Below are 23393 nucleotides of genomic sequence, written 5' to 3' on the forward strand. Positions count from 1 at the left end.
GAGGCGCACGCATGAGAATCAGACATCGAAAGACCGCCAGGGGTGTCGCGATGGCGGCTGCCCTCGGCACCGTCGCGGCCCTGGGAGGATGCGCGGCGTCGCCGAGTGACGGCGTCACCACCCTCAGCTTCTTCCAGTTCAAGGGGGAGGCACTCGAGGACTTCAACGCGATCATCGCGGACTTCGAGGCCGAGAATCCCGATATCCGCGTCGTGCAGAATCAGGTCGCGGACTCCGAGACCCTCATCCGCACGCTGCTCGTCAAGGACAAGGCGCCAGACGTCATCACCCTGAACGCGAACGGCGGATTCGGGGACCTCGCTCAAGCCGGGGTGTTCTACGACTTCTCCGATGAGCCGGTTCTCGAGACCATCAACCCCGCGGTGCAGGAGATCCTCGCAGATCTCGGCACCAAGCAGGACGAGGTGAACGGACTCGGTTACGTCAACAACGCCAACGGCGTCATCTACAACCAGGACATCTTCGAGGAGCAGGGGCTCGAGGTCCCCGAGACGTGGGACGAGTTCATCGCGGTGTGCAAGGCCCTCGAGGCTGCGGGGATCACCCCGTTCTACGGCACCCTCGCGGACTCGTGGACCGGCATGCCGTCATGGAACGCTCTGGGGGCGTACGCCTCGCAGGGCGGCTTCTTCGACGACCTTCGCGCTGAGGGTGAAGATGTCGGCGCCGATTCGGCCGTATCGTTCGAGAAGGACTTCCCCGAGGTGATGGCTCAGCAGGCAGAGCTCTTCTCGTACATGCAGGAGGGCTACCGCGGTCGCACATACGACGACGGGAACGCGGCGTTCGCCCGCGGCGAGTCCGCGATGCTGCTGCAGGGGATCTGGGCGCTCAACCCCGTCAAGGCCATCAACCCCGACATCAACGCGGCGATCTTCCCCTACCCGGCTGCCGATGATCCCGACGATCGTCTGCTGGTCTCAGGTGTCGACGTCGTCGTGACCATGGCGAAGGACACACCTCATCGCGAGGAGGCGCTCCGCTTCATCGAGTACCTGTTCGACGTCGGAGTGATCGAAGAGTTCGCCGCTTCTCAGAACATGATCCCGTCGGTGGAGGGCGCGGAGCTGAGCGACGACCCTGCGCTGCAGTCGGTCAAGCCCTTCTTCGACGAGGGGAAGATCACCGGCTTCATCGATCATCAGGTGCCTCCGAGCATCCCGCTGGTCGCGATCGTGCAGCAGTTCCTGTTCGACGGCGACGCGGATGCGGCGCTGGCCACCCTCGACAGCGAGTGGCGCAAGGTCGCCGCGCGCACCATCCCCGTGACGGGAGACGAAGAATGAGCACTCTGACCAGCGCCGTGCGCGCGACGACACCGGGGCCTGAGCGGACGAAGCGCGCGCGGCGCGTCCGCACCGCGAACTCCCGCGCGCTGCCCGCCTACTACTGGATGGTCTGGCCCGCCGTGATCGCCTTCGCGGCGTTCCACACCATCCCCGTCATCGTGGGCATCTTCTTCAGCTTCACGAACTACGCGGGCTACGGCGACTGGAACTTCGTCGGCATCTCGAACTACCTCAACCTCTTCAAGGACGACCGTGTCTTGAAGGCCTACGGGTTCTCGTTCCTGTTCGCGTTCGTCGCTACGATCCTCACGAACGTGATCTCGCTGTCGATCGCGATGGGGCTCAACGCCAAGATCCGCGCTCGGAACTTCTGGCGCGGGGTCTACTTCGTGCCGTACGTGCTCGCGATCCTCGTGATCGGCTACGTCTTCCAGTTCCTGTTCTCGAACTCGCTGCCGAAGATCCTGTCTGGCATCCCGCTGTTCCGCGACAACATCCTCACCAACCCCGACTGGGCGTGGACGGCGATCGTCGCACTCGCGGTCTGGCAGGCCTGCGCGTTCTCGATCATCATCTACCTCTCCGGTCTGCAGACGATCCCGAGCGAGTTGTACGAAGCCGCATCTCTCGACGGTGCATCCTCCTGGCGGCAGTTCGGATCCATCACCTTCCCGCTCATCAGCGCGTTCTTCACGATCAACGTCGTGCTGAGCCTCAAGGGCTTCCTGCAGGTCTTCGACCCGATCGTCGCCCTTACGAACGGAGGGCCGGGCACGTCGACCGAATCGGTCACCCTGCTCGTCTTCCGCGGCGGATTCTCCGGTGGAGAGTTCGCCTACCAGACCGCGAACGCCGTGATCTTCTTCATCGTGATCACGATCGTCTCGCTCCTGCAGTTCCGGGTCCTTCAGCGCAGAGAGGCCGATATCTGATGACCACCGCAACCACGATCCTCGCCGAAGCCGAGGCGACGGCACCTCGCCCCGGATGGCGCGCCAGGCGCGCCTCCGAGAACGACGACACCCGCAAGACGAACTGGTGGGCGACCGCGCTCATCGCCGTCTGCTCGCTGACCGTGCTCATCCCGCTCTACCTCGCGGTCGCCGTCGCGCTGAAGACGCCAGAGCAGCTCGCCGCCGGCAACGGGTTCGAATGGCCGAACCCGATCCGCTGGGAGAACTTCGCCGACGCGTGGGCGCGGACCGCGTTCCCGCAGGCACTGCTCAACACGGCGCTGATCACCGTCGGAGCGGTCGTCTTCACCCTGCTGACCAGCTCGGTGGTGGCGTACGCGCTCGCGCGCAACAGCCACCGACCGTTCTTCAAGGGGGTGTTCTTCTACTTCCTCGCCGCGCTGTTCATCCCGTTCCCGATCATCATGCTGCCCCTGGTCAAGCAGACGTCGCTCCTCGGTCTGGACAACCAGGTCGGCATGATCGTGCTCTACACGATCTTCGGGATCTCGCTGAACGTCTTCATCTACAGCGCGTACATCCGCTCAATCCCGATCGAGCTCGAAGAGGCCGCGCGCGTCGACGGAGCATCCACGTGGCGCGTGTTCTGGCAGATCGTGTTCCCGCTGCTCACTCCGATGAACGCGACCGTCGGCATCCTCACCTGCGTCTGGGCATGGAATGACTTCATCATGCCGCTCGTCGTCCTCACCGACCCCGGTGCGCGCACAATCCCGCTGGCGCAGTATGTGTTCCAGGGCCAGTACAACACCGACTACACGACCGCCTTCGCCTCGTACCTGATGGCGATGGCACCGCTGCTGATCGTCTACATCTTCTCGCAGCGGTGGGTCATCTCCGGCGTCACCCGGGGATCCATCAAGTGATTGATTCGCATGCGTTTCTTGGTCCGCAGAGCGCCTATCTCCTCCCCCGATAGTCCGGAGTGACGTTTACCCGGTGACCGGGCGAGGCGATGACGTGAGATCGCGGTGGGGAAGCGAGACGGGACTGCGCCGATAGTCGGGATGACTGGTCTTATCGTGGCCAATGGGCCAGACGTTGAAGTGAAGTGAAGTGAGGCTGAGTCTGATCGACAGCTGAGCGGGATCGCGGGGGTTCAGACGTCTGCAAAGTGGATGGCTGCATCTCGGGTCGCTTCGATGGTGCCTTTCGAGGAGTGTCAGCGGCTGGATCCGGAAGGCTGTGATCTCAGGTGGTCCGCGACCATGGTGAGCAGACGCGTGAGCTCCTTGCGGTCCGCGGTGCCCAACGCATCGACCAGCACTTCGCGAACCACGGAGACGTGCCCAGGGAGGACGCGCTCGAGGAGCGATGCCCCGTGATCGGAGAGCGTCACGTTCACGCTCCGCTCGTCTAGAGACGACGGCACTCGCGCGACGAGACCCGCCCGTTCGAGTTGACGGATCTGATAGGTCAGACCGCTCCGACTGTGCACGAGTCGGCCGGCGAGGTCGGTCATGCTCAGCGGCCGCGACCGATCCTCGCCCAGGGTCGCGAGGATCTGGAACTGCACGAAGCTGAGGTCGCCGTGCTCGCGAAGCTGTCCCTGCACTCCCCGTTCCAACAGAGCGCCGACATCGACGAGCAGGAAGTAGACGCCGAACTCCTCGGGAAGGTTCGGGGGGACCACCGTATCGGCCATGAGTTGCATCTTATCTCCCGCCCTTCTTGCTCGATCTCACCTTTTTGTTCGAATTGGAAATAGATCTCTCGATCGGTTCGTTGTCCTCCCTCAGAAGTAGTTCAAATTCGAAGGAGTTCACCCATGACCGACCTCGCCACCGCCACCGTGGACCACCTGTGGTCGCCGACCCAGCTCGGCCGGATCGCTCTGACCAATCGGGTCGCAATGGCGCCGATGACACGCAGCCGCGCCACGTCCGACGGCGCCGTGACCGACCTGACCGGCACCTACTATGCTCAGCGCGCCTCGCTCGGCATGCTGATCACGGAGGGCGCCCAGCCCTCCGAAGATGGCCAGGGCTACCTCGCCACCCCCGGAGTGCACACTGAGGAGCAGGCTGAAGCATGGGGGCGAGTCGCTCGCGCCGTGCACGAGGGCGGCTCGAGTCTCGTCGTCCAGCTGATGCACGTCGGCCGTGTCGCGCACCCCTCGAACACACCGCACGGAAGAGCCCCGCTCGCTCCCTCGGCGATCGCAGCCCGAGGCGACATGTTCACCGCCGACGGTCCCCAGCCGATGCCCGTGCCCGTCGAGATGACGCACACCGACATCGACCAGACGATCGCCGACTTCCGTCGCGCGGCGAGGCTCGCGGTCGATGCCGGCGCAGACGGTGTCGAGGTGCACGGTGCCAACGGCTACCTGCTCCAGCAGTTCCTCAGCACCAACGCGAACCACCGCACCGACGGTTACGGCGGCGACATCGCTGGTCGCGTGCGCCTCTCGGTGGAGGTGGCGGCGGCAATCGCCGACGAGATCGGTGCGGACCGCGTCGGCTTCCGTGTGAGCCCGGGCAGCCCGCTCGGTGACATCGAGGAGACCGACGTCGACGTGCTGTACCCGGCACTCGTCCGAGCCCTGGCTCCCTTGGGACTCGCCTACCTGCACGTCGTCCACCTGGGCGACGAGGCGCTCCTGCGCACCATCCGCGCAGCCTGGCCCTCCGGGATCGTCCTCAACCGCGCAGGCGCGGACATCGAACGACGCGCAGAGGATGTTCGCGATGGCCTGGCCGATGTCGTGAGCGTCGGCGCCCTCGCCCTCGCGAACCCCGACCTGATCGATCGCATCATCGCCCGGGCTCCGTTGAACGAACCCGACCGCGCGACCTTCTACGGCGGCGACGAGCGCGGTTACACCGACTACCCGCGCCTCACCCTCTGAACCGCCATCACCGCGACCGCATCCGCATCCCCATCCCCATCCCCATCCCCATCCCCATCCCCATCCCCATCGAAAGGATCCACCCCATGCACACCTACGTACTCGATCACTACGGCCCCGACGGACTCGAACCCGCGACAGCCCAAGACGCGGCGCCCGCTCCGGGCGAGGTCGCTGTCCGTCTCGAAGCCCTCGCCATCAATCCGCTGGACTGGAAGATCCGCAACGGATGGCTGGCACAGATGATCCCTCTGTCGCTGCCGGCGGTCATCGGCTACGAGGGGGCCGGAACGGTCGTCAGCGTCGGTTCCGGCGTCACCGGATTCGCCGTCGGAGACCGGGTCGCCGGCTTCTTCGACAGCGGTGCGTACGCCGAGGTCGCTGTCACTCGGCCGGCTCGACTCACCGCGATTCCGTCCGGCCTCTCGACAGCGCAGGCAGCCGCGTTGCCGACCGCGGCCGAGACGGCGACGCGGATTCTCGGGATGCTGCGACCGCAGCCCGCCTCGACCGTCGTCGTCAACGGCGCCGCGGGTGCGGTCGGAAGCATGGTCACGCAGCTCCTGGTCCGCGACGGCCACCGCGTGGTCGGCACGGCCGGCCCCGCCAATCACGACTATCTGCGCTCGCTCGGCGCGATCCCGATCGGGTACGGCGCCGGCATGGTCGATGATCTCCGTGCCGTGGCCTCCGAGGGGATAGACGCGGGCTACGACACGACCGGGCACGAGTTCGTCGATGCCGTCGCGGAGGTCGTCGATCCGCACCGCATCATCACCACCGCGGACTTCGCTGCGGCGGCTGACGGCGCGATCGTGGCGGGCGGTGACCCCACTCAGGTGATGATGACCGACGCTGCCCGCAACGTCTTCGACCTCGCGGCACGCGGTGAGATCCGTGTCGAGATCGCCAGGACCTTCCGATTCGACGAGCTGCCAGCCGCCCTCGCCCACAACGAACAGGGACACCTGCGCGGGAAGGTGATCGTCGCCGGCTACGACCGCGAGTTCTCGGATATCGGACTCGCCTGAGTCCCCACAGCGACGCGCTGAGCGTCGCCCCACCACCCACAAGAACCGGAAAGAAACCATGGAAACGCACGCACCTGTACGCCCCTCTTACGACCCCGAACTCGCCGACCTTCTTGCCGACAGCCCGTTGCCGACGACGGTCACTGCGGACATGATCGAGTTCCTAAGGGCCAACCCCTTCGGCCCCACGCTCTACGATCTGCTGGCTGCGCGTGCGCTCAGCCACCGCGAAGTCGCCATCCCCGTCGCGGGGGGAACGATGGTCGCGTCTGTCTTCGCGCCGACCACGCGGCCGGTGACATCGGTCATCTATCACCTGCACGGTGGTGGCATGATCATCGGCAACCGATTCACCGGACTCGACCACGTGCTCGATTGGGCACTGGAGCACGGCGCGGTGGTGATCTCGCCGGAGTACCGGCTCGCACCGGAATTCCCGGCGCCGACTCCGGTGGAAGACGCGTATGCGGGGTTCGTGTGGGCCGCTGAGAACAGCGCGGAACTCGGAGCCGGACCCGACCGGATCCTTCTGATCGGCACGTCGGCCGGAGGCGGACTCGCCGCCGGGGTGACTCTGCTCGCGCGAGAGCGCAGCGGCCCCGTCGCCAAGGCCCAGATGCTTCTGAGCCCCATGCTCGATGACCGAGATGAGACAGTGTCCAGTCGTCAGTACACGCAGACAGGCTCCTGGAGCCGCGAGAGCAACGACACGGGCTGGCATGCGCTCCTCGGCGACCGCCGGAAGACGGATGCCGTCGACCCCGCCAGCGCACCGGCGAGGGCCACGGATCTGTCGGATCTCCCGCCGGCATTCATCGACGTCGGATCAGCTGAGGTCTTCCGGGATGAGGATGTCAGTTACGCGAGTCGTCTCTGGGAGGCGGGCGTGCAGGCCGAACTCCACGTGTGGGCAGGAGGATTCCACATCTTCGACGGTGCGGCACCGTTCGCCGCGCTGTCCCGCGCGGCCGTCACGGCGCGAGACTCCTGGATCGAACGCACGCTCGCTCGTTGATCCGCAGGACGGCGGCGGGACAGGATCTTCCGCCGCCGCGCCGGTCTTTCCCGCTTGAGTGTGTGGTGACCACAGGGGTTCTACTACGACATGCACTCGACGGAGGAAAGCGTCGCCACACGCGCCACCGGGAGCCAGAATGAGTCAGTAGACGGCCGCGGAGGAAAGGGGTTCTTCATGGCGTGGAGCACGAGAGAGGTCGCCGACCTCGCCGGAACCACGGTGAACACCGTGCGGCACTATCACCAGGTGGGCCTGCTCGAGCAGCCGAGCAGGTCGTCGAACGGCTACAAGAGCTATGAGGTGAGTCACCTCGTGCAGCTGCTCCGCATCCGTCGTCTGCGCGAACTCGGGGTTCCCCTCGATCAGGTCGATCGTGTCGCCGCCGGTGACGATCGTGCCCTCGTAGCGCTGGAAGACATCGACGCCGAGCTCGCCGTCACGATCGAACGTCTGCAGCAGGCTCGGGTGCAGATCCGCACGATCATCGACGGCGCGACGACGACGGATCTGCCTCGGGGTTTCGAGAACCTCTCCGCACGCCTCACCGAGACCGAGCGGTCGCTGATGCTCATCTACTCTCAGGTCTACGACGACGAGGCCATGCGCGACCTCCGAATGATGCTCGAATCCGACCCGGCCGACGTGCGCCTCGATTTCGATGCGCTGCCGCCGGATGCCGACGAGCAGACGCGGATCCGCATGGCGGAGAGGTATGCGGTCGGACTCGCTCACGATCTGACGACCTATCCGTGGCTGCAGGATCCGCTGGCGCATCACCGGGGGCGACCGCAGATGACGTGGGAGGCGGTCGCGGAGTCGGTCGCCGCGCTCTACAACCCCGCCCAGCTCGATGTGATCGCTCGAGCGCATGTCATCGCGCTGGCGAAGATCGCGGGCGGCTGAGCGGGGGCACGACTCCGGCGCCCCGACTCAGAGACGCGGCAGAACCGTCGCCGCGATCACGGTGTTCATGATGACGGCGTTCATCGTGCGCACCACTGCGCTCGAGGCCGCTGCGGCACCCCAGTCGCCGTCCTCGAGCTGCTTCGCCCGCGTGTAGACGTCGCTGCCCCAGGGGATCTCTGCGTGGAACTGGGGGAGTGTGCCGCTCGCCGACAGGAGGGCGATGCTCGCTGCGGTGCGGGGGTCGGGAGCGTCGCCGTCGATGAGGGCGGCTCGCACTCCGCGGATGAGGTCGGAGCGGCGCTCGCTGGCGAGAGTGAGCTTGGTCGTCGGGAAGAGCCCGAGGACCTTGCCTTCCGCACGGTGCAGGTCACCGCGCGCGACGACCCGGTCGAGGACCGGACCGCGCAGCTGGGGGCCGATGCCGGCGAGAACGGCCTGGACGTCCTGAGGCTTCTTCGACAGCGACGTCAGCGCCGACGCGAGGAGCGGGTCGGGCGCATCGCCGTCGCCCGCCGCGCGCACCCGCGTGAAGAGTCCGTGCTCCTCTGCCTCGACCCGACCCGCGAGCGCCAGGTCGGCCAGCACGGCACCGCCGAGCACGTAGAAGAGGATGTTCTCGCCGGCGATGGTGCCCGAATCGGGCTGGAAGAGCAGGAGCAGGGTGTCTTCGACGATCAGGGGTTCTTCTGACATGGGTGCTCCTTCGGTCTGCAGCGTCGCGGCCGCGACCTGTCGTCATGGTCGTCCCGAACGCCTGTAGACACACAGTCAAGACCCTGTTCCGACCACACGGTCAAGGGGGGCGGGTGAGCAGAGACTTCACGCTTGACCCTGTCCCGGGCACACGGTCTTGACTGCCTTCAGACATCCGCGGCACACACCCGTCCGCGGCATCCGACCGAAGGAGATGCGACCGATGGACAACCCCTATCCCTGGTTGCAGGACTTCATCAACCAGGTTCCCGAGATCCTGCAGCCGGTCATGGTCGCGCTCGTCGCGGCCATCCCGTACATCGAGGGCGAGGGCGCCGCCGCGTTCGGCATCATCGCCGGGATCAACCCGATCGTCGCTGCGCTCGCCGCCATCACCGGCAACGTGCTCTGCGTGATCGCGGTCGTGCTGCTCGGCTCGCGAATCCGCGGCGGCGTCGTCGCGCGTCGCGCGACGCGATCGGCGGCGGCCTCGTCCGCAGCAGAGGGCGGCGGCTCCGGGCTGGCGACGTCGACGATCGCCACGGCGACGGCATCCGATGCCGACTCGGTATCCGGATCCGCGGCTGCCGGCGAGGACGACACGACGCGGCGCGGGAAGGGGCGCACCAAGCTGCGGCGCTGGCTGGTCAGGTTCGGCGTCCCCGGCGCCAGCATCCTGGCACCGATCGCCCTTCCGACGATGCTCACCGCTGCCTTCTTCGTCGCATCCGGCGTGCGCAAGGAATGGGTCATCCTGTGGCAGATCATCGCGATCGTGCTGTGGACGGGAGCCGTCGCGGCCGCTGCTGCGGGGCTCCTCGCTCTGCTGGGCTGGTGAGGCGGCGCCTCTGCCCGCGGACGAACTCCTCCGGTTCTTCGCCCCGCTGAGCAGCCTCAGTTCCGGGCATCCAACGGCGACTCGAGTTCGGACGGGTGGGTGAGTCGCCACCACTCGCCGGGCGGGTCGATGCTCCCCGAGATCATCACGGGAGCGGTGACGGTGTTGGGGCCGGCCGTCCAGGTGATGCTTCCCACGACCGTGCCGTCGCGGTACGTGGGTGGAGCCTCGATGTCCATCGTCATCTCGATCGGGGTGTCCGACCAGGTGAGGATCGACGCGCTCTCGCCGATGACGATTTTGGCCGTGGATTCCCAGGGCGTTGAGATGGACCCGATCTCCTGACCTTCGGTCGCGACGGGCACCTGGTGGAAACCGGAGCGGATGCTCTCGAGTGCGGCGACCACGGTGGCGTTCACCGACTCGTGCGACGATCCCCCGAGGACGACTCCTGTGACCGAGAGCGGATCGGTCGCGCCGACGTCGAGTGTCGCCGTGTACAGCAGGTTGTGGGTGCCCTCGCCCAGGTTCCCGGTCTTCAGTCCGGTGATGCCGGCCGTGCCGAGGAGGCTGTTGGTGGTGTACAGCGCGCCGGCGCCGGGGATCGAGACCGCCGGGGTCGCGACGATCTTCGCGATCGCCGGATGCGCGGCGGCGAGCTTCGCGATGGCCAGCAGGTCGGCGGGCGTGCTCGTGTTGCGCGGACTGAGACCGGTGGGCTCCGTTATCGTCGTTCCGGTGAGCGCGTGGGATGCGAGCCAGTCGCGCGTCGCGCCGAGGAATGCACTCTGCGAGCCGAAGATCCGCGTCGACAGCGCCTCGGCGTAGTTGCTCGCGGAGGGGATCAGCATCGCGGCGAGGGCATCGCGCAGCGACATCGAGGTGCCGGTGGGCATCGGAGCGATGGTGGCGCCCAGCACGTAGTACTCGTCGTACAGATCGTGATCGGCCTTGCCGAACGTGATGGTCGGCCCGGGGTCGTCCGCAGACGTGAGCGGTGCCGCGTCGAGGATGACGAGGGCGGTGATGAGCTTGGTGATGCTCGCGATCGGGAGTGGTTCACCCGTCCCTGTCGCCGACCACGTGCCGCTCGCCCCCTCACCCAGATAGGCATCGGCGCCGGCGATGCTGATCGCTGATGCCGCGGCCGTATGCGTGGGGACGGCAACAGCGTCGCCGACCGGAACCTGCGGTGCGCGAGAGGTCACCGTCGGCGAATCGGTCGGCGCCGTGAGTGCCCACCCGACGTAGCCTCCGGTCACGGCCAGCAGCACGACGAGGCAGACGGCGGTGATGATGAGCCCTCGTCGCCGGCGTCTTCTGCGCACAGCTGGGTCGATCCGATCGCCGCTGAACTCCTGTTCGTGCGCCATGAGCTCCGCGAAATCGGACAGCTCATCCACCGGCTGGTCGGGCGCCGTCATCGAGAGACCCTCATCGCGCCCCACCTGTCGCTTGCAATACTCAGAAAAGGCCATCCTCGCGTATGTCCGCAGCGTTCGGTATCGGCCGTTCGGGGGACAAGGGATGCGATCCGCGGCCCGCGTCCGCGTGAGCGAACTCGGGGCGAGTGCGCCTGCGTGCATGAGCGGCGAAGCGGTCGGCGACCGGATTGCGCACGCGCTCGAGTGATGTGGGCGTCTCGACCAGATCGAACAGGCCCATGCTCAGCAGGTGATCCGCGCGGGGTGCGGTGCTGTGGCGGTAGGTCCACTCGTACATGTCGAAGAGCGGCCACCACGTGTACCCGACCACATCCGTGCCCTCGGCGCGCAGCTGCTCCACCGCGGTCACCGAGGCGTCCATCCAGGCGATGCGTGTCTCGGCGTCATCGGTCACGCAGGTCTCGGCGAGCATGACGGGTGCTCCGTAGCGCTCGGCGTAGCGTCGCAGCATCTCTTTCAAGCCATCCACTCCGTCATCGCGGGTCGGCCGCGGATCGGCGAATCCGCCTCCGTGGTGCACGCCCGCCTCGAACAGCTCGGTCGAGTGCCGGGGGTAGTAGTTCACGCCCATCACGTCGGGCTGCACGGCGTTGTCGCGGAACCACTGCAGGAGCTCAGGCGAGGCGCCGCGTGAGCGCAGGAGCGAGCAGAGCGGATGCCGATCGTCGACCTTGCCGGTGACGAGATCCTCGACCAGGAAGCCCTGATGCGCGTAGCGCCGCGCGGTCTCCCAGTGCTCGGGCGCGTCGATGTCTCCGGCGTACCGCATGGATGCGTCGACGTGGACGAACGTCGCCCGGTCGCCCAGCACGTCGGCTATCGCGCGCTGAGTGAGCACGAACCCCTTCGCGAGGGCCGTCGCGATCTCGACCAGACCGGCGGTTCCCCGACGGTACGGCGGCCAGTAGGCGTACTCGCCGCTGAACAGCGAGTGCAGCATCGGCTCGTTCACCGGGGTGTAGTCGGTGGCGACGTCGCGGTAGCGCTCTGCCGCCCGGGCCGCGTACTCCGCGACGTGCTGCGGGTAGTCGGGATGCGCGAACTGATCGTCGATCCACAGCGGGGTGCCGTAGTGCAGGATGTCGACGATGGGGCGGATGCCGAGCTCGCCGAAGCGGTCCATCACCCGATCTGTCCACGACCAGTCCCACCGGTTGCGTTCGGGCGAGACGACGTGCCAGGGGATGCCCCAGCGCATGAACTCCGCGCCGACCGAGGCGGCGAGACCGAGGTCGGTGCTCCACTGCTCGTAGTGCTCGGTGAGGGCGTATTCGTCGATCGCCCGTTCGCCGGGCCGCTCCTGGGGGATGAAGGTGTTCTCGATTCCGAGGCCGAAGTGCAGCAGGCCGTCGCGGTACCAGGTCATATCGATGTCACTTCAGTCCGGTGGAGGCGATGCTTTCGACGAAGCGTCGCTGAATGAGCAGGAAGACGATGGCGAGCGGCAGCACGGCGATGAGCGAGCCCGCCATCATGACGCCCTGAGGGATGATGCCGCCGGGGCCGGTCAACAGGGTGAGCCCCGATGTGACGGTGCCCATCTCGGCATCCGTCGTGAACACCAGCGGCCAGAGGAGGTCGTTCCAGTTGTTCACGAAGATGTAGATCCCGAGGGTGAGCAGGGCGGGCACCGCGTTCGGCAGCACGACGCTGCGGAAGATGCGGAACTCGCTCGCCCCGTCGATGCGCGCGGCGTTGTCGAGGTCGCGCGGCAGCGACAGGAAGAACTGCCGCAGGAAGAAGATGCCGAACGCATCGGCGGCTCGGGGCGCGATGAGCCCGGCGTAGGAGTTGACCCACCCGAGGTCGGAGACGAGCTGATAGATCGGGATCAGGGTCGCCTGGAACGGGATCATCAGACTCGCGATGATCGCGATGAGCAGCACCTTGCTGCCTCGGAAGTCGAGTCGGGCGAGCGCGTAGGCCGCGAGCGAGTCGAAGACCAGCGCGAACAGGGTGACCCCGCCGGCGAACACGAAGCTGTTCAGTATCAGGCGTGCGAACGGCAGCTCGGTGAAGATCCTCGTGAAGTTGTCGAGGGTCCACGCGCTCGGCAGAAGCGTGGGTGGGTACGCGTTCACCTCGGACACCGGCTTGAAGGCGGTGAACACGATGATGAGGATCGGCAGCATCACCGCGAGCGTCGCCGCAGCCGCGACGACCAGCAGAACGACGGATGCGAGCCGGCGCCGCGTCGCGTATGGCGACCGACGTACGACGGTCGGAGAAGCGAGCGCGGTCACGAGGCATCCGCCTCTCGGCGTGAGAAGAAGAGGAACTGCACGAGGCTCAGCACCAGCGTGATGAGCAGCAGGACGTACGACAGCGCCGATGCGAACCCGAGCTCGAGCTTGCGGAAGCCCGATTCGTAGATCTCCATGACGATCGTCTGCGTGCTGCCGTAGGGGCCGCCGCCGGTCATCACGTAGATCTGATCGAAGGCCTGCAGTGCGGCGATGAGCGCGACGATGAGCACGAAGCCGAGCGAGTTGCTGAGCATCGGCAGGGTGATGCTGCGGAATCGCTGCCAGGCGCTTGCGCCGTCGACTCGGGCGGCCTCATAGAGACTGCCCGGGATGTCCTGGAGTCCGGCGAGGAAGATCACCATGTAGAACCCGAAGCTCTTCCAGACGGCGACGAGTACGACGGTCGGCATGGCGAGCACCGGATCCTGCAGCACATTGCCGAGCTGGATGCCGAAGCCACGGAGCCAGTAGTTGAGGAGGCCGATCTGCGGGTCGAGGAGGTACGACCACGCGAACGCGGCGACGGCCAGGGAGACGATGAACGGCAGGAACAGCATCGTGCGGAAGGCCCCGCGCCCTGGAAGAAGCCGGTTGTTGAGCAGCAGGGCGAAGAGCAGTGCGATCACCACGACGACCGGAGTGAACAGCAGCGAGTACACCGCGGTGTTGCCCATCGCGGTGAGCACGCCGGAGTCGGTGAAGACGTCGACGTAGTTCTGCAGCCCGACCCACTCTTCGTCACCGAAGCCGCTCGCGTCGGTGAACGACAGTCGGAGAGCGGAGAGCATCGGCCACGCGACGAACACCGTGAGGATGATGATCGCCGGAAGGAGGAACGCGATCACCGTCAGGCGGTACCTGTTGCTCCGGCGGAGGGGCGTGCGCCCACCCAGCGGTGCGGGTGGGCGATAGGAACGGCGGGCGGGGGGCGCGGCGGCCTGCGTCGTCATCGGCACTGCTTTCTCGAAGAAGGACGCGGGAGGGGCGACGTGGGCGCCCCTCCCGCGAGCGGGGTCACTCGATGGCCTGCTGGATCTCGCTCTGGGCGTCGGAGAGCAGCTCGTCGATGTCGCCTCCTGCGACGGCCTTCTGAGTGAGGGTGTCGATGGCCGCGAGCACGTCGACGCTGTTGACCACACCGGGAAGCAGTGCGCGGCCGGTCGGCGCGATCTCGGTCAGCGACACGACGACCGGGTTCGACTCGACCGACTCGAGGGGGATGTCGGTGCGCAGCGGGGGCCACCCCGACGCGAGCGACCACTCCGTGGCGACGTCCTCCTGGAAGAAGTACGAGAAGAACGCCTCGGCGCCCGCAACCTGAGCGTCGTCGGCCTGCTCGGTGATGCCCATGGACACCCCGATCGCCGATGCCGCCTGATCCTCCGGACCGGCGGGGATCGCCGCGATGCCGTAGTCGATGTCGTTGTCGGCCGAGATGAACGACATCCACGGTCCACCGACGTGCATCGCCGCCTTGCCCGAGCTGAAGAGCTCGTCGGCGCCGATGCCGTCGAGGCCGGTGGGGGAGATCTTGTCGTTCGTGATGGCGTCGACCCAGTAGGCGATCGACTCGGCGTTCTCGCTCGAGTCGATGACGGCATCCGTCGATCCGTCGACGATTCCGCCGCCGCCGCTGAGCAGCAGACTCGGCCACAGTCCGTTCGCGACGGTCGCGTGATCGGGGAGTGCGAGCCCGTACTGCTCGGGGGTGCCGTCGCCGTCCTCGTCCACCGTGAGCGCCTTGGCAGCCTCGACCCATTCGTCCCAGGTCGTGGGGAACTCGTCGATGCCCGCGGCGGTGAAGAGCGCCTTGTTGTAGAACACCGAGAGCGGCACGAAGCCGGTCGGCACTCCATAGGGCGTGCCGTCGACGGTGACCATGTCGACCGACTGCTCGGCGAGCTCGGCGGTGTTGCTGTCGTCCGAGGCGTAGAAGTCGGTCAGGTCGACGAAGGCTCCGCGGTCGGCGTACACCGGCATCCGCTCTGCCGGCATCGCCACGATGTCCGGGCCCTCGTCCGACGACAGCGCCGGAAGCAGCGTGTCGTCGATGACCGCCCACGTCTTGGTCTCGGTCTCGATGACGTAGTCGTCTTGCGACTCGTTGAAGTCGGCCACGATCTGGTCGAGGACCTCACCATCGGCTTCGGTGTATCCATGCCAGAACGTGAGGGTGGTGGGCCCGTCGGGGTCGTCGTCCGCGGGGGCGGAGCAACCGGCGAGGGCGAGCGCTGTCGCGCTCGCCGCGGCGACGGCCATCATGGTTCGTCTCATCATCATCTTCGATGCCCTTCTGTGACTGCGGTGTCAGGTCGGCTCGGGTGCCGTGGTGCTCGGGTTTACAACGATGGAGGTAAACGTTGTAAATGGATGATCGCGCCTTCGTCGAGCCATGTCAAGAGGGGGTTGCTCGACTAGAGAGCGGCGGCGGTCGACTCGCGCTCGACGAGTGAGAAGTCGGTGAAGACCTCGCGGGGAGGCCCGGCATCCGTGCCGCCTATGCGTGCGACCAGAAGATCCACCGCGGTGCGGGCGATCGCGGACCGCCCGGGGTTGATCGTCGAGAGGGCCGGAAGGCTGTAACGCGTCTCGTCGAGGTCGTCGAAGCCGATCACGGCCACGTCTTCCGGAACCTGCACACCGCGTTCGAGGAGCACCCGCAGCGCACCGAGTGCGAGGGAGTCGTTGAAGGCGACGATGCCGTCGAACTGCACTCCGGCGTCGAGCACGGCGCGCATCGCATCGGCCCCGTCTGCCCGATGCCAGAGGTCCACCGGAACCACGAGGCTGTCGTCGAGGGGGACTCCGGCGGCAGCGAGTGCGTCGGTGTAGCCCTGAAGGCGAAGGCCGGGGGAGCCGAACTCCTCGCTGGGGTGCGAGCCGAGAGCGAGAATTCGTCGACGGCCCAGCGCGAGCAGATGAGCGGTGGCGGCCTGGGCTCCCTCGGTGTTGCGCATCGTCACGTGATCGCGCGACGAGTCGAAGAGGCGTTCGCCCAGCAGCACCATCGGCACCGGCACGCGTTCGAGCAGTGCGGCATCGCCCTGCTCGAGAGTGAGCACCGAATGCAGGATGCCGTCGAGTCCGCGAAGGTGGGCGTCGCGCAACGCGGCGAGCTCACTCTCGCGATCGAGGTCGAACTGCTCGATGAGCACCGAGAAGCCGCGCTCGCGTGCCGCTCGCATGACATCGTCGGCGAGCTCTGCGAAGTACGGGTTCCGCAGATCGGGCACGATCAGCCCGATCATGTCGGTGCGGCCGGAGCGCAGGCTGCGCGCTGCGCGGTTGGGTTGGTAGTGCAGCTGGTCGATCGCCTTCTCGACCCGCTCACGCGTCTCGGCGCGTATATGCGGGTAGCCGTTGATGACGTTCGAGACGGTCTTGATCGACACGCCCGCCGCCCGTGCGACGTCGTGCAGAGTCGCCGTCGTCTCTGACCCAGCTTTCATTCTGCGCACTCTACAACGTTTCCCCTTTGGGCCTCGGGCGCCATGCGATCACGAAAAGGATGCTTGACGCGGGCTCGAGCGTGCCCATGAAGCGAGGAGCGCGATAACCTTATCAAAACGATGCAGTTTGATAAGGTTATCAACATGCGTGATGCACTCGACAACCCGTTCAGTCCCGGTTCCGACACGATCCCGGACGTATGGGCAGGTCGCACGGAGCAGCTGAGCGACTGGCGTGATGTCGTGCGTCCGCGCAGGCTCGCGGGTCTCCCCGAACGAGGCAGAACGATCCTCGGAGAACCCGGCCTCGGAAAGTCCACTCTCGTCCGCCGTATCGCTCAGGAAGCATCCCGTGCGGGGGACTGGGTCACGCCCCAGCTGCGCATCCCCGCCGGTGCCGATCCACTGAAGCTCGTCGCAGAGGCGGTGTTGAAGCTCGCGGCCGACGCGGACCTCTCCTCCTCGAGAGAGAAGCGCATCGGGGACGCAATCGCACGTGTCCAGGCGGTCGCCGTCTCCGGCATCTCTCTGACGCTCCGTGGCGCCGACGGGCGTGAGCCATACACGGCGCTCACCGAGCTGCTCATCGAGGTCGGCGTGGCCGCGATCGCCAGCGGCCGGGTCATGGCGCTCATCCACGTCGACGAGGTCCAGAACATCACAGATGAGAAGGCGCTCTCACAGCTCCTCATCGCGCTCGGAGACGCTCTCACACACGAGGTCGAGGTCGCAGTTCCCGGAGGTGCGCGCGTGAGCCGCTCACTGCCGATCGCCGTCTACCTCACCGGACTCCCGGACTTCGAGGACATGGCAGGCGCGCGCAAGGGCGCCACCTTCGCTCGCCGTTTCAAGACCACCACGCTGTCGGCCATCGACGAGGAGGACCTCGCCGAGGCGCTGCAGGAGTTCGTTCTCGAGGGGTGGGAAGTCTCGGATGGATCCGGCGGCACAGCCCGTGTGCGGATGGAGCCCGATGCTGCGGGTCTTGTCGTCGACGTCTGCCGCGGCGAGCCTTTCCTGTTCCAGCTCGCCGGTGAGCAGGCATGGTATGCAGGCGCGACCCGGACGATCACCGCGGAGCAGGTCCGCCGAGGGTGGCGAGGCGCACAGCGGGAAGCGACCGCACACGTCGAGCGCATCCTCGAGCGTCTTCCGGCACGCGAGCGCCAGATGCTGCAGGCGATGGCCGAGCTGCCCGCCGCCGAGCGCACGGCCACCCGAATCGCAGAAGCGATGGGGTTCTCCAAGGTCACCGAAGTGGGGCCGACGGCTCAGCGTCTGGACACTGTGCGCGGCATCATCGACCGGGGCAAGCCCTATACATTCCGGCATCGCGCGGTCGAGGCGTACCTGACCAGCGACTGGCCGAACGTCTGACGCAGGACCGTCCCATCGCCTGCGCCGGGGAAGCCGGCTGTGCCTGGCGAATGAGCCTCGACCGGATGCAGAACAGCCGGATCTACGTGACAGCCGGCGCGCCGTCAGGTGGGCCTTCCGCAGCAAGTCAACCCCGCCGGCCGTTCTCTCTTTTCCGCACGACACGTGTCACTGTGGACGGATGAGACCAGACGCGCGCAACTACGACCTCGACGATCTGCGGCGGCGGGTCATGCAGGAGCAGGGCGGAGCGGTGGATGACAGCATCCCCGAACTGGCCGACGCCGACGCCGGCCTGTGCGCGCTGGCACTGGTGCTGCCGGATGGGACGATCCGCACCAGTGCTCAGGCGGCGGAGCCGTTCAGCGTGCAGTCGGCGGTCAAGCCGTTCCTCTTCGCCCTGGCTCTGCTCGACACCCGGGGTGAGGCGCTCGACCTCGTCGGCATCGAGCCGACGGGGGAGGCGTTCGACGCGATCAAGCTCGAGAGCGGCACCGGCCGTCCGCCGAACCCGATGGTCAACGCAGGGGCGCTGCTCACAGCATCGCTCGTCGACGGCGGGAACGCGGAAGAGCGCGACGAGCGGATACTCCGAGGACTGTCGGCCTTCGCGGGGCGGCGTCTCGAGGTCGATGAGAGCGTCGCGCGGAACGAGCATCTTCTCGGTGACCGCAACCACGCGCTCGCCCACCTCATGCGGGCCGAGGGAACCCTGCACGTCAGCGCCGACGATGCCGTCGCCGTCTATGCACGGGCGTGCGCCGTGCTGGTCGACGCCGAGGCGCTCGCCGTCATGGGTGCGACTCTCGCCTGCGGTGGAGTGAACCCGGTGTCGGGGGAGCGCGTCGTCTCGCAGAGCGTGGCTCGTGACCTCGTCTCGGTCATGGCGACCTGTGGCGTGTACGACGGTTCCGGACGGTGGATGCGCGAGATCGGCATCCCGGCGAAATCGAGCGTGTCCGGCGCGATCGTGCTCTCGGCTCCGGGGCTGCTCGGCGCGGCCGTCGTCAGTCCGCCGCTGGACGAGCAGGGCACGAGCGTGCGCGGAAGAGTGGCGTGCGACGCGCTGAGCGTCGAGCTCGACCTGCACGCGTTCGGGACAGCCGCGGGCTGAGGGGATGCTTCTCAGTCGGCGTCGGCGGAGAAGACGGGGCTGAGGAAGCGCCGCTCGTAGCGACGGATGCACTGCGTTCTGCGTGCCAGTTCGAACGCCTCGATGCATTCGGGGTCGGTCTTCGAGGCTGTGCGGTAGATCTCGTACTCAGCGAGCGAGGGGAACGTGAACAGCGCGAACGCCTCGTCGCTGTCGCCCTCGCTCGGCATGAAGTAGCCGTGGTGGGTGCCTCCGTGCTTGGCCACCAGCCGGATCCACGCGCGTCCGTACTCGGTGAAGTCGTCGAGCTTGTCGGGGTCGATCTCGTAGCGCAGGTGAATCGTGATCATGTCGTTCATCCTCGCAGAGGGTGAACGTCGTCTCGATCCTCAGCCCGCATCCGCAGCGCTCCGTTCCTCGTCCGAGTTCGGGGTCCAGCCGAACCAGCCGCTGTCGGTGCTCATGACGCTCCAGTCGCCGCAGGCGAAGACCGTCTTCGCTGTGTACGGATCGGGAGCGTCATCGAGCACCCAGGTCGGCGCCGAGAGTCGTTCCACCTCGGTGCAGTCGTCGGCGAGCGCAGATGCGCTGGAGAGCAGGATGACGGCGTCCGCGGCGTTCTCGAGCGTCGATGTCCGCACGGTGATATCGGTGGCATCGGTCGGGATCCAGCCGGCATCGACCTCGGCCCCGTCGTCGAAGGCCTCGACGTCGTCGAAGGTCGAGGTGGCCTGCTTATGGACGATGCTGTCGTAGGCGGAGCATCCGGCGAGAGATGTCAGCCCCAGGAGGACCAGGGCGGAGGCGGCGAGAGCCGTTCGTGCGTTCATACGTTCCAGCCTGGTCGACGCGTGCCGCGTCGACATCGGGCGGGCGAGGTAGCGGCGTACATCTCGAGGATGATCCCGTGCCGAGCCCGCCCCCGAGCGCGAAGGTACGCTGAAGGCATGGGTGATCAATCGCCGCTCGCCTCTCGACCCTTGTGGGCGAGCGTGGCCGACGGCTTCTACGTGGGCAGCCGGGACGGGTCGTTCCTCGGCTACGTCGACCGTCAGGCGGACGGAATGTGGCGTGCGTTCGATGCCGTCTCGCGCTCCATCGGCGACTTCGCAGACCACCACCGCGCGATGGCCGCGGTGACGACTCGGGAAGGGGATGCCGGATGACTGCGGAGAACCCGCTCGTCTCGCTCGTCTACTGCAGCAGTGCGACGCACCCGTTCAGCGAACAGGAGCTCGCCGACCTCCTGGCGGTGAGCCGCGCCCGGAACAGCGCTCATGACATCACCGGCATGCTGCTCTACCGAGGCGGTGAGTTCGTCCAGATCTTGGAGGGCACCAGGTCGGACGTGGAGAGCCTGATGGAGATCATCGGCCGAGATCCCCGTCACGAGGACGTGCGTGTGCTGATAGAGGAGCCGCTGCACGAGCGGCGCTTCGCCGAGTGGACGATGGGCTATCAGTCGCTCGTCGCCGCGGAGCCGAGGATGCTGTCCGGCTATCGCGACTCCTTCGACGACCTCCGCGTGGGAGACCACGACATGATCGGGCGGGCGATCATGGAGCTCACCCTGTGGTTCCGCGTGCGGGAGTCCGCCGCGCGGTAGACGACGCGGCCACGCAGGGTCGACAGCGAGAGACCCGCACCGGGTGACTCGCGATCAGTCCTCGTCGAAGAGCTCGGCGATGCATCTGTGCAAGCGCTCGGCGACCGCCTTCTCGTCGTGCGTGACGGTGCGGCCGCCCACGATCGTGCGGGTGACGTCTGCGCCGGTCGCGGTCAACGGCAGCTGTTCCGCCCTGCTGCCCGCCGTGCGGAGCGAGCTCGGGTCGAGTTCGACGAGGTCGAGCGGACCTCCCAGGCGCGTCGGCTCGGCGAGACCGAGCGAACCGTAGCCGCCGGCCGAGCCGATGTGCCAGAGGGATGCCGGCGCGATGCGCCCGCGGCGCAGCGAACGCAGCCGCTCGCCGGCCTCGAGACCCCGCAGCTCGAGCAGCGGGTCGATGACGGCATTCTGATCCGAGCCCACCGCCAGCCTGGCCCCCGCCGCGATCAGCTCGACGGCCGGACCGATGCCGTCTCCGAGATCCGCCTCCGTCGTGGGGCAGAACACAGCGTGCACGCCTGCGTCTCCGAGCAGGCGGATGTCGTTGTCGGTGAGGTGAGTCGCATGGACGACAGAGAGGCGCCGCGAGAGCACTCCCTCTTCGGCGAGAAGCTCCGTCGGGGTCAGGCCGTACTCGGCGATGCAGTCGGCGTTCTCGGCAGGCTGCTCCGACAGATGGATGTGCAGCGGCACGTCCTCAGGCAGTTCGCGTGCGATGTGCGCGAGAGCATCACGGGGCACTGCGCGCACCGAGTGGAGCGCCGCGCCGAGCGTGACGAGTTCGGACCTGTCGGCCAGGGCTTCGCGCAACGAGTGCCACCGCGCGAGCCACGCGTCGGCATCTCCGTCGCCGAAACGCGCCTGTTCCGGGGTGAGCGGTGCCCCGATGCCTCCCGCGAGATAGCACGTGTCGAGCAGGACCAGGCGGATGCCGGCTTCGACCGCGGCGTCGGCGAGGGCGATCTCCATCGCGTGGTCGGCGTAGGGGGAGCCGTCGGGGCGGTGATGGACGTAGTGGAACTCTCCGACGGTCGTCCATCCCGATAGGGCCATCTCGCAGAACACGGCTGCGGCGAACTCCCGATACGTCGAGGGGTCGAGGCGCCCCGCCGCTCGGTACATGAGCTCTCGCCAGGTCCAGAACGACCCGGACTCGTGAGTGCGCCCGCGAAGAGCCCTGTGGAAGGCATGCGAGTGCGCGTCGGCGAAACCGGGGGCCACGAGCTCGAGGATCGTGGCCCCCGCCGGAGCCGCTGTGCCGGTGGCCTCTGAGACGACCAGCCCCGCGGCATCCGTCTCCCACAGGACTCCGCGCTCGACGCTGCCCGCACGTACGAGCCGATCGGCCCAGACCCTCATGACAGATCCTCGATGGTCCGCACGAGGGCGTCGACGCCGGCCTGCACGGCCGCATCGTCGGCGCCCTCCTCGGGAGCATGCGAGACGCCGGACGGATTGCGCACGAAGAGCATCGCCGTCGGCACGTGCGCCGCGAGGACGCCTGCGTCGTGGCCGGCCCCGGTGGGGAGAACGGGAACACCGCCGAGGGTCGTGGCGATGCGGTCGCGCAGCTGCGGGTCGAAGAGGACCTCGCCACTGTAGGACTCTTCGATCACGGACGCCTCGCAGCCCTCAGCGGCGGCCGCTTCGACGACCGCGGCCCGCACCTCGTCGACGATGTCGCGAGTGTCCGCTTCGGAATCGGCGCGGACATCCATCCATGCCGACACCCGAGACGCGATGACATTGGTCCCGCCGGGCATCGGTTCGAGTCGACCGATCGTCGCCCGCGAGCCGATACGCGCGAGAGCGGCCCGCCGCGCGGCGAGCACTGCGGCCGCAGCCGGCAGCATCGGGTCGTGGCGATCGGCGATCTCGGTGGTACCGGCGTGATTGCCCTGGCCGCGCACGTCGATGCGCCATCGGCCGTGCTCGAGGATCGACGAGCCGACCGCGACGGGCCTGTCGAGGTCGATCAGTCCCTTGCCTTGCTCGACGTGGAGTTCGACGTACATCCCGATGCGCGAGAGCGATTCGGCGTCGTAGCCGGGCTCGGGCAGCGATGCGTCGCGTGCGACATCGATGTACCGCTGACCCGACGCATCCGTCAGCTGTGCCAGGCGGTCGGGGGTCATCGCGCCGGAGAGAAGGCGCGATCCCAGACACGCGACGCCGAAACGAGAACCCTCCTCTTCGGCGAACACGACCACCGCGAACGGGCGGCTCGGCACGAATCCGCCGGCCTTGAGGCGCTCGACGGCGGCCAGCGCGCTCACGACACCGAGAGGACCGTCGTGCGCGCCTCCACCGGGCACGGAATCGAGGTGGCTGCCCGTGACGAAGGCATCGGGCCCCGGCTCTCCCCACCAGGCCCACAGATTCGCGTTGCGGTCGGTGGTGACCCGCAGGCCGAGGCGCTGAGCGCGTTCGACGAACCAGTCGCGAAGGTCGCGCTCGGCGTCGTCGAACACATGCCGCGAGTACCCGCCCCGTCGCCCGTCTCGGCCGACGTCTTCTATCTCTCGGAGAAGCTGGAGTGCATCGAACTCGGTCATG

At 67.3% G+C, this 23393-nt stretch carries 24 protein-coding genes; 12 read left to right on the plus strand and 12 right to left on the minus strand.

Annotation, left to right across the window (positions count from 1 at the left end; genetic code table 11):
* Window positions 1–11 precede the first annotated feature (11 nt).
* From ACLKOY_RS14340 to ACLKOY_RS14350, 3 genes are read left to right on the plus strand one after another with little or no spacing between them, the layout of a single operon-like run.
* Complete coding sequence (locus ACLKOY_RS14340; RefSeq protein WP_436454254.1) at window positions 12–1307, plus strand: ABC transporter substrate-binding protein; 1296 nt, start codon at window positions 12–14, stop codon at window positions 1305–1307.
* The gene (locus ACLKOY_RS14345; RefSeq protein ID WP_436454255.1) at window positions 1304–2242 is read left to right on the plus strand and encodes a carbohydrate ABC transporter permease; all 939 of its coding nucleotides are present in this window, start codon (window positions 1304–1306) and stop codon (window positions 2240–2242) included. The genes ACLKOY_RS14340 and ACLKOY_RS14345 overlap by 4 nt, the downstream gene beginning before the upstream one ends.
* The gene (locus ACLKOY_RS14350) at window positions 2242–3150 is read left to right on the plus strand and encodes a carbohydrate ABC transporter permease (RefSeq protein ID WP_042539955.1); all 909 of its coding nucleotides are present in this window, start codon (window positions 2242–2244) and stop codon (window positions 3148–3150) included. Before ACLKOY_RS14345 ends, ACLKOY_RS14350 begins: the two co-directional genes overlap by 1 nt.
* A 296-nt stretch (window positions 3151–3446) precedes the next feature.
* On the opposite strand, the gene ACLKOY_RS14355 is transcribed toward ACLKOY_RS14350, so the two are convergent.
* Window positions 3447–3929: a MarR family winged helix-turn-helix transcriptional regulator gene (locus ACLKOY_RS14355; protein ID WP_436454256.1), complete on the minus strand. Its 483-nt coding sequence runs from the start codon at window positions 3927–3929 to the stop codon at window positions 3447–3449.
* A 123-nt stretch (window positions 3930–4052) separates the two neighbouring features.
* On the opposite strand from ACLKOY_RS14355, the gene ACLKOY_RS14360 reads away from it, so the two are divergent.
* The 4 genes from ACLKOY_RS14360 to ACLKOY_RS14375 all read left to right on the plus strand — a co-directional run bounded on the left by ACLKOY_RS14360 (window position 4053) and on the right by ACLKOY_RS14375 (window position 8087).
* Window positions 4053–5135 carry an alkene reductase gene (locus tag ACLKOY_RS14360; RefSeq protein ID WP_436454257.1) on the plus strand — a complete coding sequence of 361 codons (1083 nt, stop codon included), beginning with the start codon at window positions 4053–4055 and terminating at the stop codon, window positions 5133–5135.
* Window positions 5136–5221: 86 nt separating this feature from the next.
* Window positions 5222–6166, plus strand: coding sequence for an NADP-dependent oxidoreductase (locus ACLKOY_RS14365; protein ID WP_436454258.1), 945 nt, complete (start codon window positions 5222–5224; stop codon window positions 6164–6166).
* Window positions 6167–6224: 58 nt separating this feature from the next.
* Complete coding sequence (locus tag ACLKOY_RS14370; protein ID WP_436454259.1) at window positions 6225–7181, plus strand: alpha/beta hydrolase; 957 nt, start codon at window positions 6225–6227, stop codon at window positions 7179–7181.
* 177 nt (window positions 7182–7358) lie between these two features.
* Window positions 7359–8087, plus strand: coding sequence for a MerR family transcriptional regulator (locus ACLKOY_RS14375; RefSeq protein WP_436454260.1), 729 nt, complete (start codon window positions 7359–7361; stop codon window positions 8085–8087).
* Between the two features lie 27 nt (window positions 8088–8114).
* Here ACLKOY_RS14375 and ACLKOY_RS14380 read toward each other — a convergent pair whose 3' ends face one another.
* Window positions 8115–8783 carry a GOLPH3/VPS74 family protein gene (locus tag ACLKOY_RS14380; RefSeq protein ID WP_436454261.1) on the minus strand — a complete coding sequence of 223 codons (669 nt, stop codon included), beginning with the start codon at window positions 8781–8783 and terminating at the stop codon, window positions 8115–8117.
* Window positions 8784–9006: 223 nt separating this feature from the next.
* Here ACLKOY_RS14380 and ACLKOY_RS14385 point away from each other — a divergent pair, with 223 nt between their 5' ends.
* Complete coding sequence (locus ACLKOY_RS14385; RefSeq protein ID WP_436454262.1) at window positions 9007–9621, plus strand: small multidrug efflux protein; 615 nt, start codon at window positions 9007–9009, stop codon at window positions 9619–9621.
* A 56-nt stretch (window positions 9622–9677) separates the two neighbouring features.
* On the opposite strand, the gene ACLKOY_RS14390 is transcribed toward ACLKOY_RS14385, so the two are convergent.
* The 6 genes from ACLKOY_RS14390 to ACLKOY_RS14415 form a co-directional block, all read right to left on the minus strand.
* Window positions 9678–11045, minus strand: a complete 1368-nt coding sequence (locus ACLKOY_RS14390; RefSeq protein ID WP_436454263.1) for a D-alanyl-D-alanine carboxypeptidase family protein — start codon at window positions 11043–11045, stop codon at window positions 9678–9680.
* Window positions 11046–11085: 40 nt separating this feature from the next.
* A complete protein-coding gene (locus ACLKOY_RS14395) occupies window positions 11086–12432 on the minus strand; it encodes a family 1 glycosylhydrolase (protein WP_436454264.1) in 1347 nt (448 codons plus the stop codon).
* A 7-nt stretch (window positions 12433–12439) separates the two neighbouring features.
* Window positions 12440–13309: a carbohydrate ABC transporter permease gene (locus ACLKOY_RS14400; protein ID WP_436454266.1), complete on the minus strand. Its 870-nt coding sequence runs from the start codon at window positions 13307–13309 to the stop codon at window positions 12440–12442.
* Window positions 13306–14262: a carbohydrate ABC transporter permease gene (locus ACLKOY_RS14405; RefSeq protein WP_436454267.1), complete on the minus strand. Its 957-nt coding sequence runs from the start codon at window positions 14260–14262 to the stop codon at window positions 13306–13308. The genes ACLKOY_RS14400 and ACLKOY_RS14405 overlap by 4 nt, the downstream gene beginning before the upstream one ends.
* Before the next feature lie 64 nt (window positions 14263–14326).
* The gene (locus ACLKOY_RS14410; RefSeq protein WP_436454268.1) at window positions 14327–15586 is read right to left on the minus strand and encodes an ABC transporter substrate-binding protein; all 1260 of its coding nucleotides are present in this window, start codon (window positions 15584–15586) and stop codon (window positions 14327–14329) included.
* A 140-nt stretch (window positions 15587–15726) separates the two neighbouring features.
* Entirely contained in the window at window positions 15727–16761 is a 1035-nt protein-coding gene (locus ACLKOY_RS14415) for a LacI family DNA-binding transcriptional regulator (RefSeq protein ID WP_436454269.1), read from the minus strand.
* A 144-nt stretch (window positions 16762–16905) separates the two neighbouring features.
* Between ACLKOY_RS14415 and ACLKOY_RS14420 the strand changes: the two genes are divergently transcribed.
* Both ACLKOY_RS14420 and glsA read left to right on the plus strand, forming a co-directional pair.
* Window positions 16906–18138, plus strand: coding sequence for an ATP-binding protein (locus tag ACLKOY_RS14420; RefSeq protein ID WP_436454270.1), 1233 nt, complete (start codon window positions 16906–16908; stop codon window positions 18136–18138).
* A 181-nt stretch (window positions 18139–18319) separates the two neighbouring features.
* The gene (gene glsA, locus ACLKOY_RS14425; RefSeq protein ID WP_436454271.1) at window positions 18320–19252 is read left to right on the plus strand and encodes a glutaminase A; all 933 of its coding nucleotides are present in this window, start codon (window positions 18320–18322) and stop codon (window positions 19250–19252) included.
* Window positions 19253–19263: 11 nt separating this feature from the next.
* On the opposite strand, the gene ACLKOY_RS14430 is transcribed toward glsA, so the two are convergent.
* Together ACLKOY_RS14430 and ACLKOY_RS14435 are read right to left on the minus strand one after the other, a co-directional pair.
* The gene (locus ACLKOY_RS14430; RefSeq protein WP_363574319.1) at window positions 19264–19581 is read right to left on the minus strand and encodes an NIPSNAP family protein; all 318 of its coding nucleotides are present in this window, start codon (window positions 19579–19581) and stop codon (window positions 19264–19266) included.
* A 39-nt stretch (window positions 19582–19620) separates the two neighbouring features.
* On the minus strand, window positions 19621–20061 hold the full coding sequence (locus tag ACLKOY_RS14435) for a hypothetical protein (protein WP_436454272.1): 441 nt from the start codon (window positions 20059–20061) through the stop codon (window positions 19621–19623).
* 117 nt (window positions 20062–20178) lie between these two features.
* Here ACLKOY_RS14435 and ACLKOY_RS14440 point away from each other — a divergent pair, with 117 nt between their 5' ends.
* Entirely contained in the window at window positions 20179–20397 is a 219-nt protein-coding gene (locus ACLKOY_RS14440) for a hypothetical protein (protein ID WP_140038071.1), read from the plus strand.
* Complete coding sequence (locus ACLKOY_RS14445) at window positions 20394–20837, plus strand: BLUF domain-containing protein (RefSeq protein ID WP_436454273.1); 444 nt, start codon at window positions 20394–20396, stop codon at window positions 20835–20837. The genes ACLKOY_RS14440 and ACLKOY_RS14445 overlap by 4 nt, the downstream gene beginning before the upstream one ends.
* Window positions 20838–20891: 54 nt before the next feature.
* Here the strand turns inward: ACLKOY_RS14445 and ACLKOY_RS14450 are convergent, their stop codons facing one another.
* Both ACLKOY_RS14450 and ACLKOY_RS14455 read right to left on the minus strand, forming a co-directional pair.
* Window positions 20892–22196, minus strand: coding sequence for a formimidoylglutamate deiminase (locus ACLKOY_RS14450; RefSeq protein ID WP_436454274.1), 1305 nt, complete (start codon window positions 22194–22196; stop codon window positions 20892–20894).
* Window positions 22193–23392 carry an allantoate amidohydrolase gene (locus ACLKOY_RS14455; RefSeq protein WP_436454275.1) on the minus strand — a complete coding sequence of 400 codons (1200 nt, stop codon included), beginning with the start codon at window positions 23390–23392 and terminating at the stop codon, window positions 22193–22195. Before ACLKOY_RS14455 ends, ACLKOY_RS14450 begins: the two co-directional genes overlap by 4 nt.
* Window position 23393 lies beyond the last annotated feature (1 nt).

Origin of the sequence: Microbacterium sp. K2 (assembly GCF_051365005.1) — a bacterium.
Classification (GTDB): Bacteria; Actinomycetota; Actinomycetes; order Actinomycetales; family Microbacteriaceae; genus Microbacterium; species Microbacterium foliorum_B.

Bases quoted from the DNA above. Each gene is read 5' to 3' on its own strand.
- ACLKOY_RS14340 (WP_436454254.1), top strand. From the start codon at position 12: ATGAGAATCAGACATCGAAAGACCGCCAGGGGTGTCGCGATGGCGGCT.
- ACLKOY_RS14345 (WP_436454255.1), top strand. From the start codon at position 1,304: ATGAGCACTCTGACCAGCGCCGTGCGCGCGACGACACCGGGGCCTGAG.
- ACLKOY_RS14350 (WP_042539955.1), top strand. From the start codon at position 2,242: ATGACCACCGCAACCACGATCCTCGCCGAAGCCGAGGCGACGGCACCT.
- ACLKOY_RS14355 (WP_436454256.1), bottom strand. From the start codon at position 3,929: ATGGCCGATACGGTGGTCCCCCCGAACCTTCCCGAGGAGTTCGGCGTC.
- ACLKOY_RS14360 (WP_436454257.1), top strand. From the start codon at position 4,053: ATGACCGACCTCGCCACCGCCACCGTGGACCACCTGTGGTCGCCGACC.
- ACLKOY_RS14365 (WP_436454258.1), top strand. From the start codon at position 5,222: ATGCACACCTACGTACTCGATCACTACGGCCCCGACGGACTCGAACCC.
- ACLKOY_RS14370 (WP_436454259.1), top strand. From the start codon at position 6,225: ATGGAAACGCACGCACCTGTACGCCCCTCTTACGACCCCGAACTCGCC.
- ACLKOY_RS14375 (WP_436454260.1), top strand. From the start codon at position 7,359: ATGGCGTGGAGCACGAGAGAGGTCGCCGACCTCGCCGGAACCACGGTG.
- ACLKOY_RS14380 (WP_436454261.1), bottom strand. From the start codon at position 8,783: ATGTCAGAAGAACCCCTGATCGTCGAAGACACCCTGCTCCTGCTCTTC.
- ACLKOY_RS14385 (WP_436454262.1), top strand. From the start codon at position 9,007: ATGGACAACCCCTATCCCTGGTTGCAGGACTTCATCAACCAGGTTCCC.
- ACLKOY_RS14390 (WP_436454263.1), bottom strand. From the start codon at position 11,045: ATGACGGCGCCCGACCAGCCGGTGGATGAGCTGTCCGATTTCGCGGAG.
- ACLKOY_RS14395 (WP_436454264.1), bottom strand. From the start codon at position 12,432: ATGACCTGGTACCGCGACGGCCTGCTGCACTTCGGCCTCGGAATCGAG.
- ACLKOY_RS14405 (WP_436454267.1), bottom strand. From the start codon at position 14,262: ATGACGACGCAGGCCGCCGCGCCCCCCGCCCGCCGTTCCTATCGCCCA.
- ACLKOY_RS14410 (WP_436454268.1), bottom strand. From the start codon at position 15,586: ATGAGACGAACCATGATGGCCGTCGCCGCGGCGAGCGCGACAGCGCTC.
- ACLKOY_RS14415 (WP_436454269.1), bottom strand. From the start codon at position 16,761: ATGAAAGCTGGGTCAGAGACGACGGCGACTCTGCACGACGTCGCACGG.
- ACLKOY_RS14420 (WP_436454270.1), top strand. From the start codon at position 16,906: ATGCGTGATGCACTCGACAACCCGTTCAGTCCCGGTTCCGACACGATC.
- glsA (WP_436454271.1), top strand. From the start codon at position 18,320: ATGAGACCAGACGCGCGCAACTACGACCTCGACGATCTGCGGCGGCGG.
- ACLKOY_RS14430 (WP_363574319.1), bottom strand. From the start codon at position 19,581: ATGATCACGATTCACCTGCGCTACGAGATCGACCCCGACAAGCTCGAC.
- ACLKOY_RS14435 (WP_436454272.1), bottom strand. From the start codon at position 20,061: ATGAACGCACGAACGGCTCTCGCCGCCTCCGCCCTGGTCCTCCTGGGG.
- ACLKOY_RS14440 (WP_140038071.1), top strand. From the start codon at position 20,179: ATGGGTGATCAATCGCCGCTCGCCTCTCGACCCTTGTGGGCGAGCGTG.
- ACLKOY_RS14445 (WP_436454273.1), top strand. From the start codon at position 20,394: ATGACTGCGGAGAACCCGCTCGTCTCGCTCGTCTACTGCAGCAGTGCG.
- ACLKOY_RS14450 (WP_436454274.1), bottom strand. From the start codon at position 22,196: ATGAGGGTCTGGGCCGATCGGCTCGTACGTGCGGGCAGCGTCGAGCGC.
- ACLKOY_RS14455 (WP_436454275.1), bottom strand. From the start codon at position 23,392: ATGACCGAGTTCGATGCACTCCAGCTTCTCCGAGAGATAGAAGACGTC.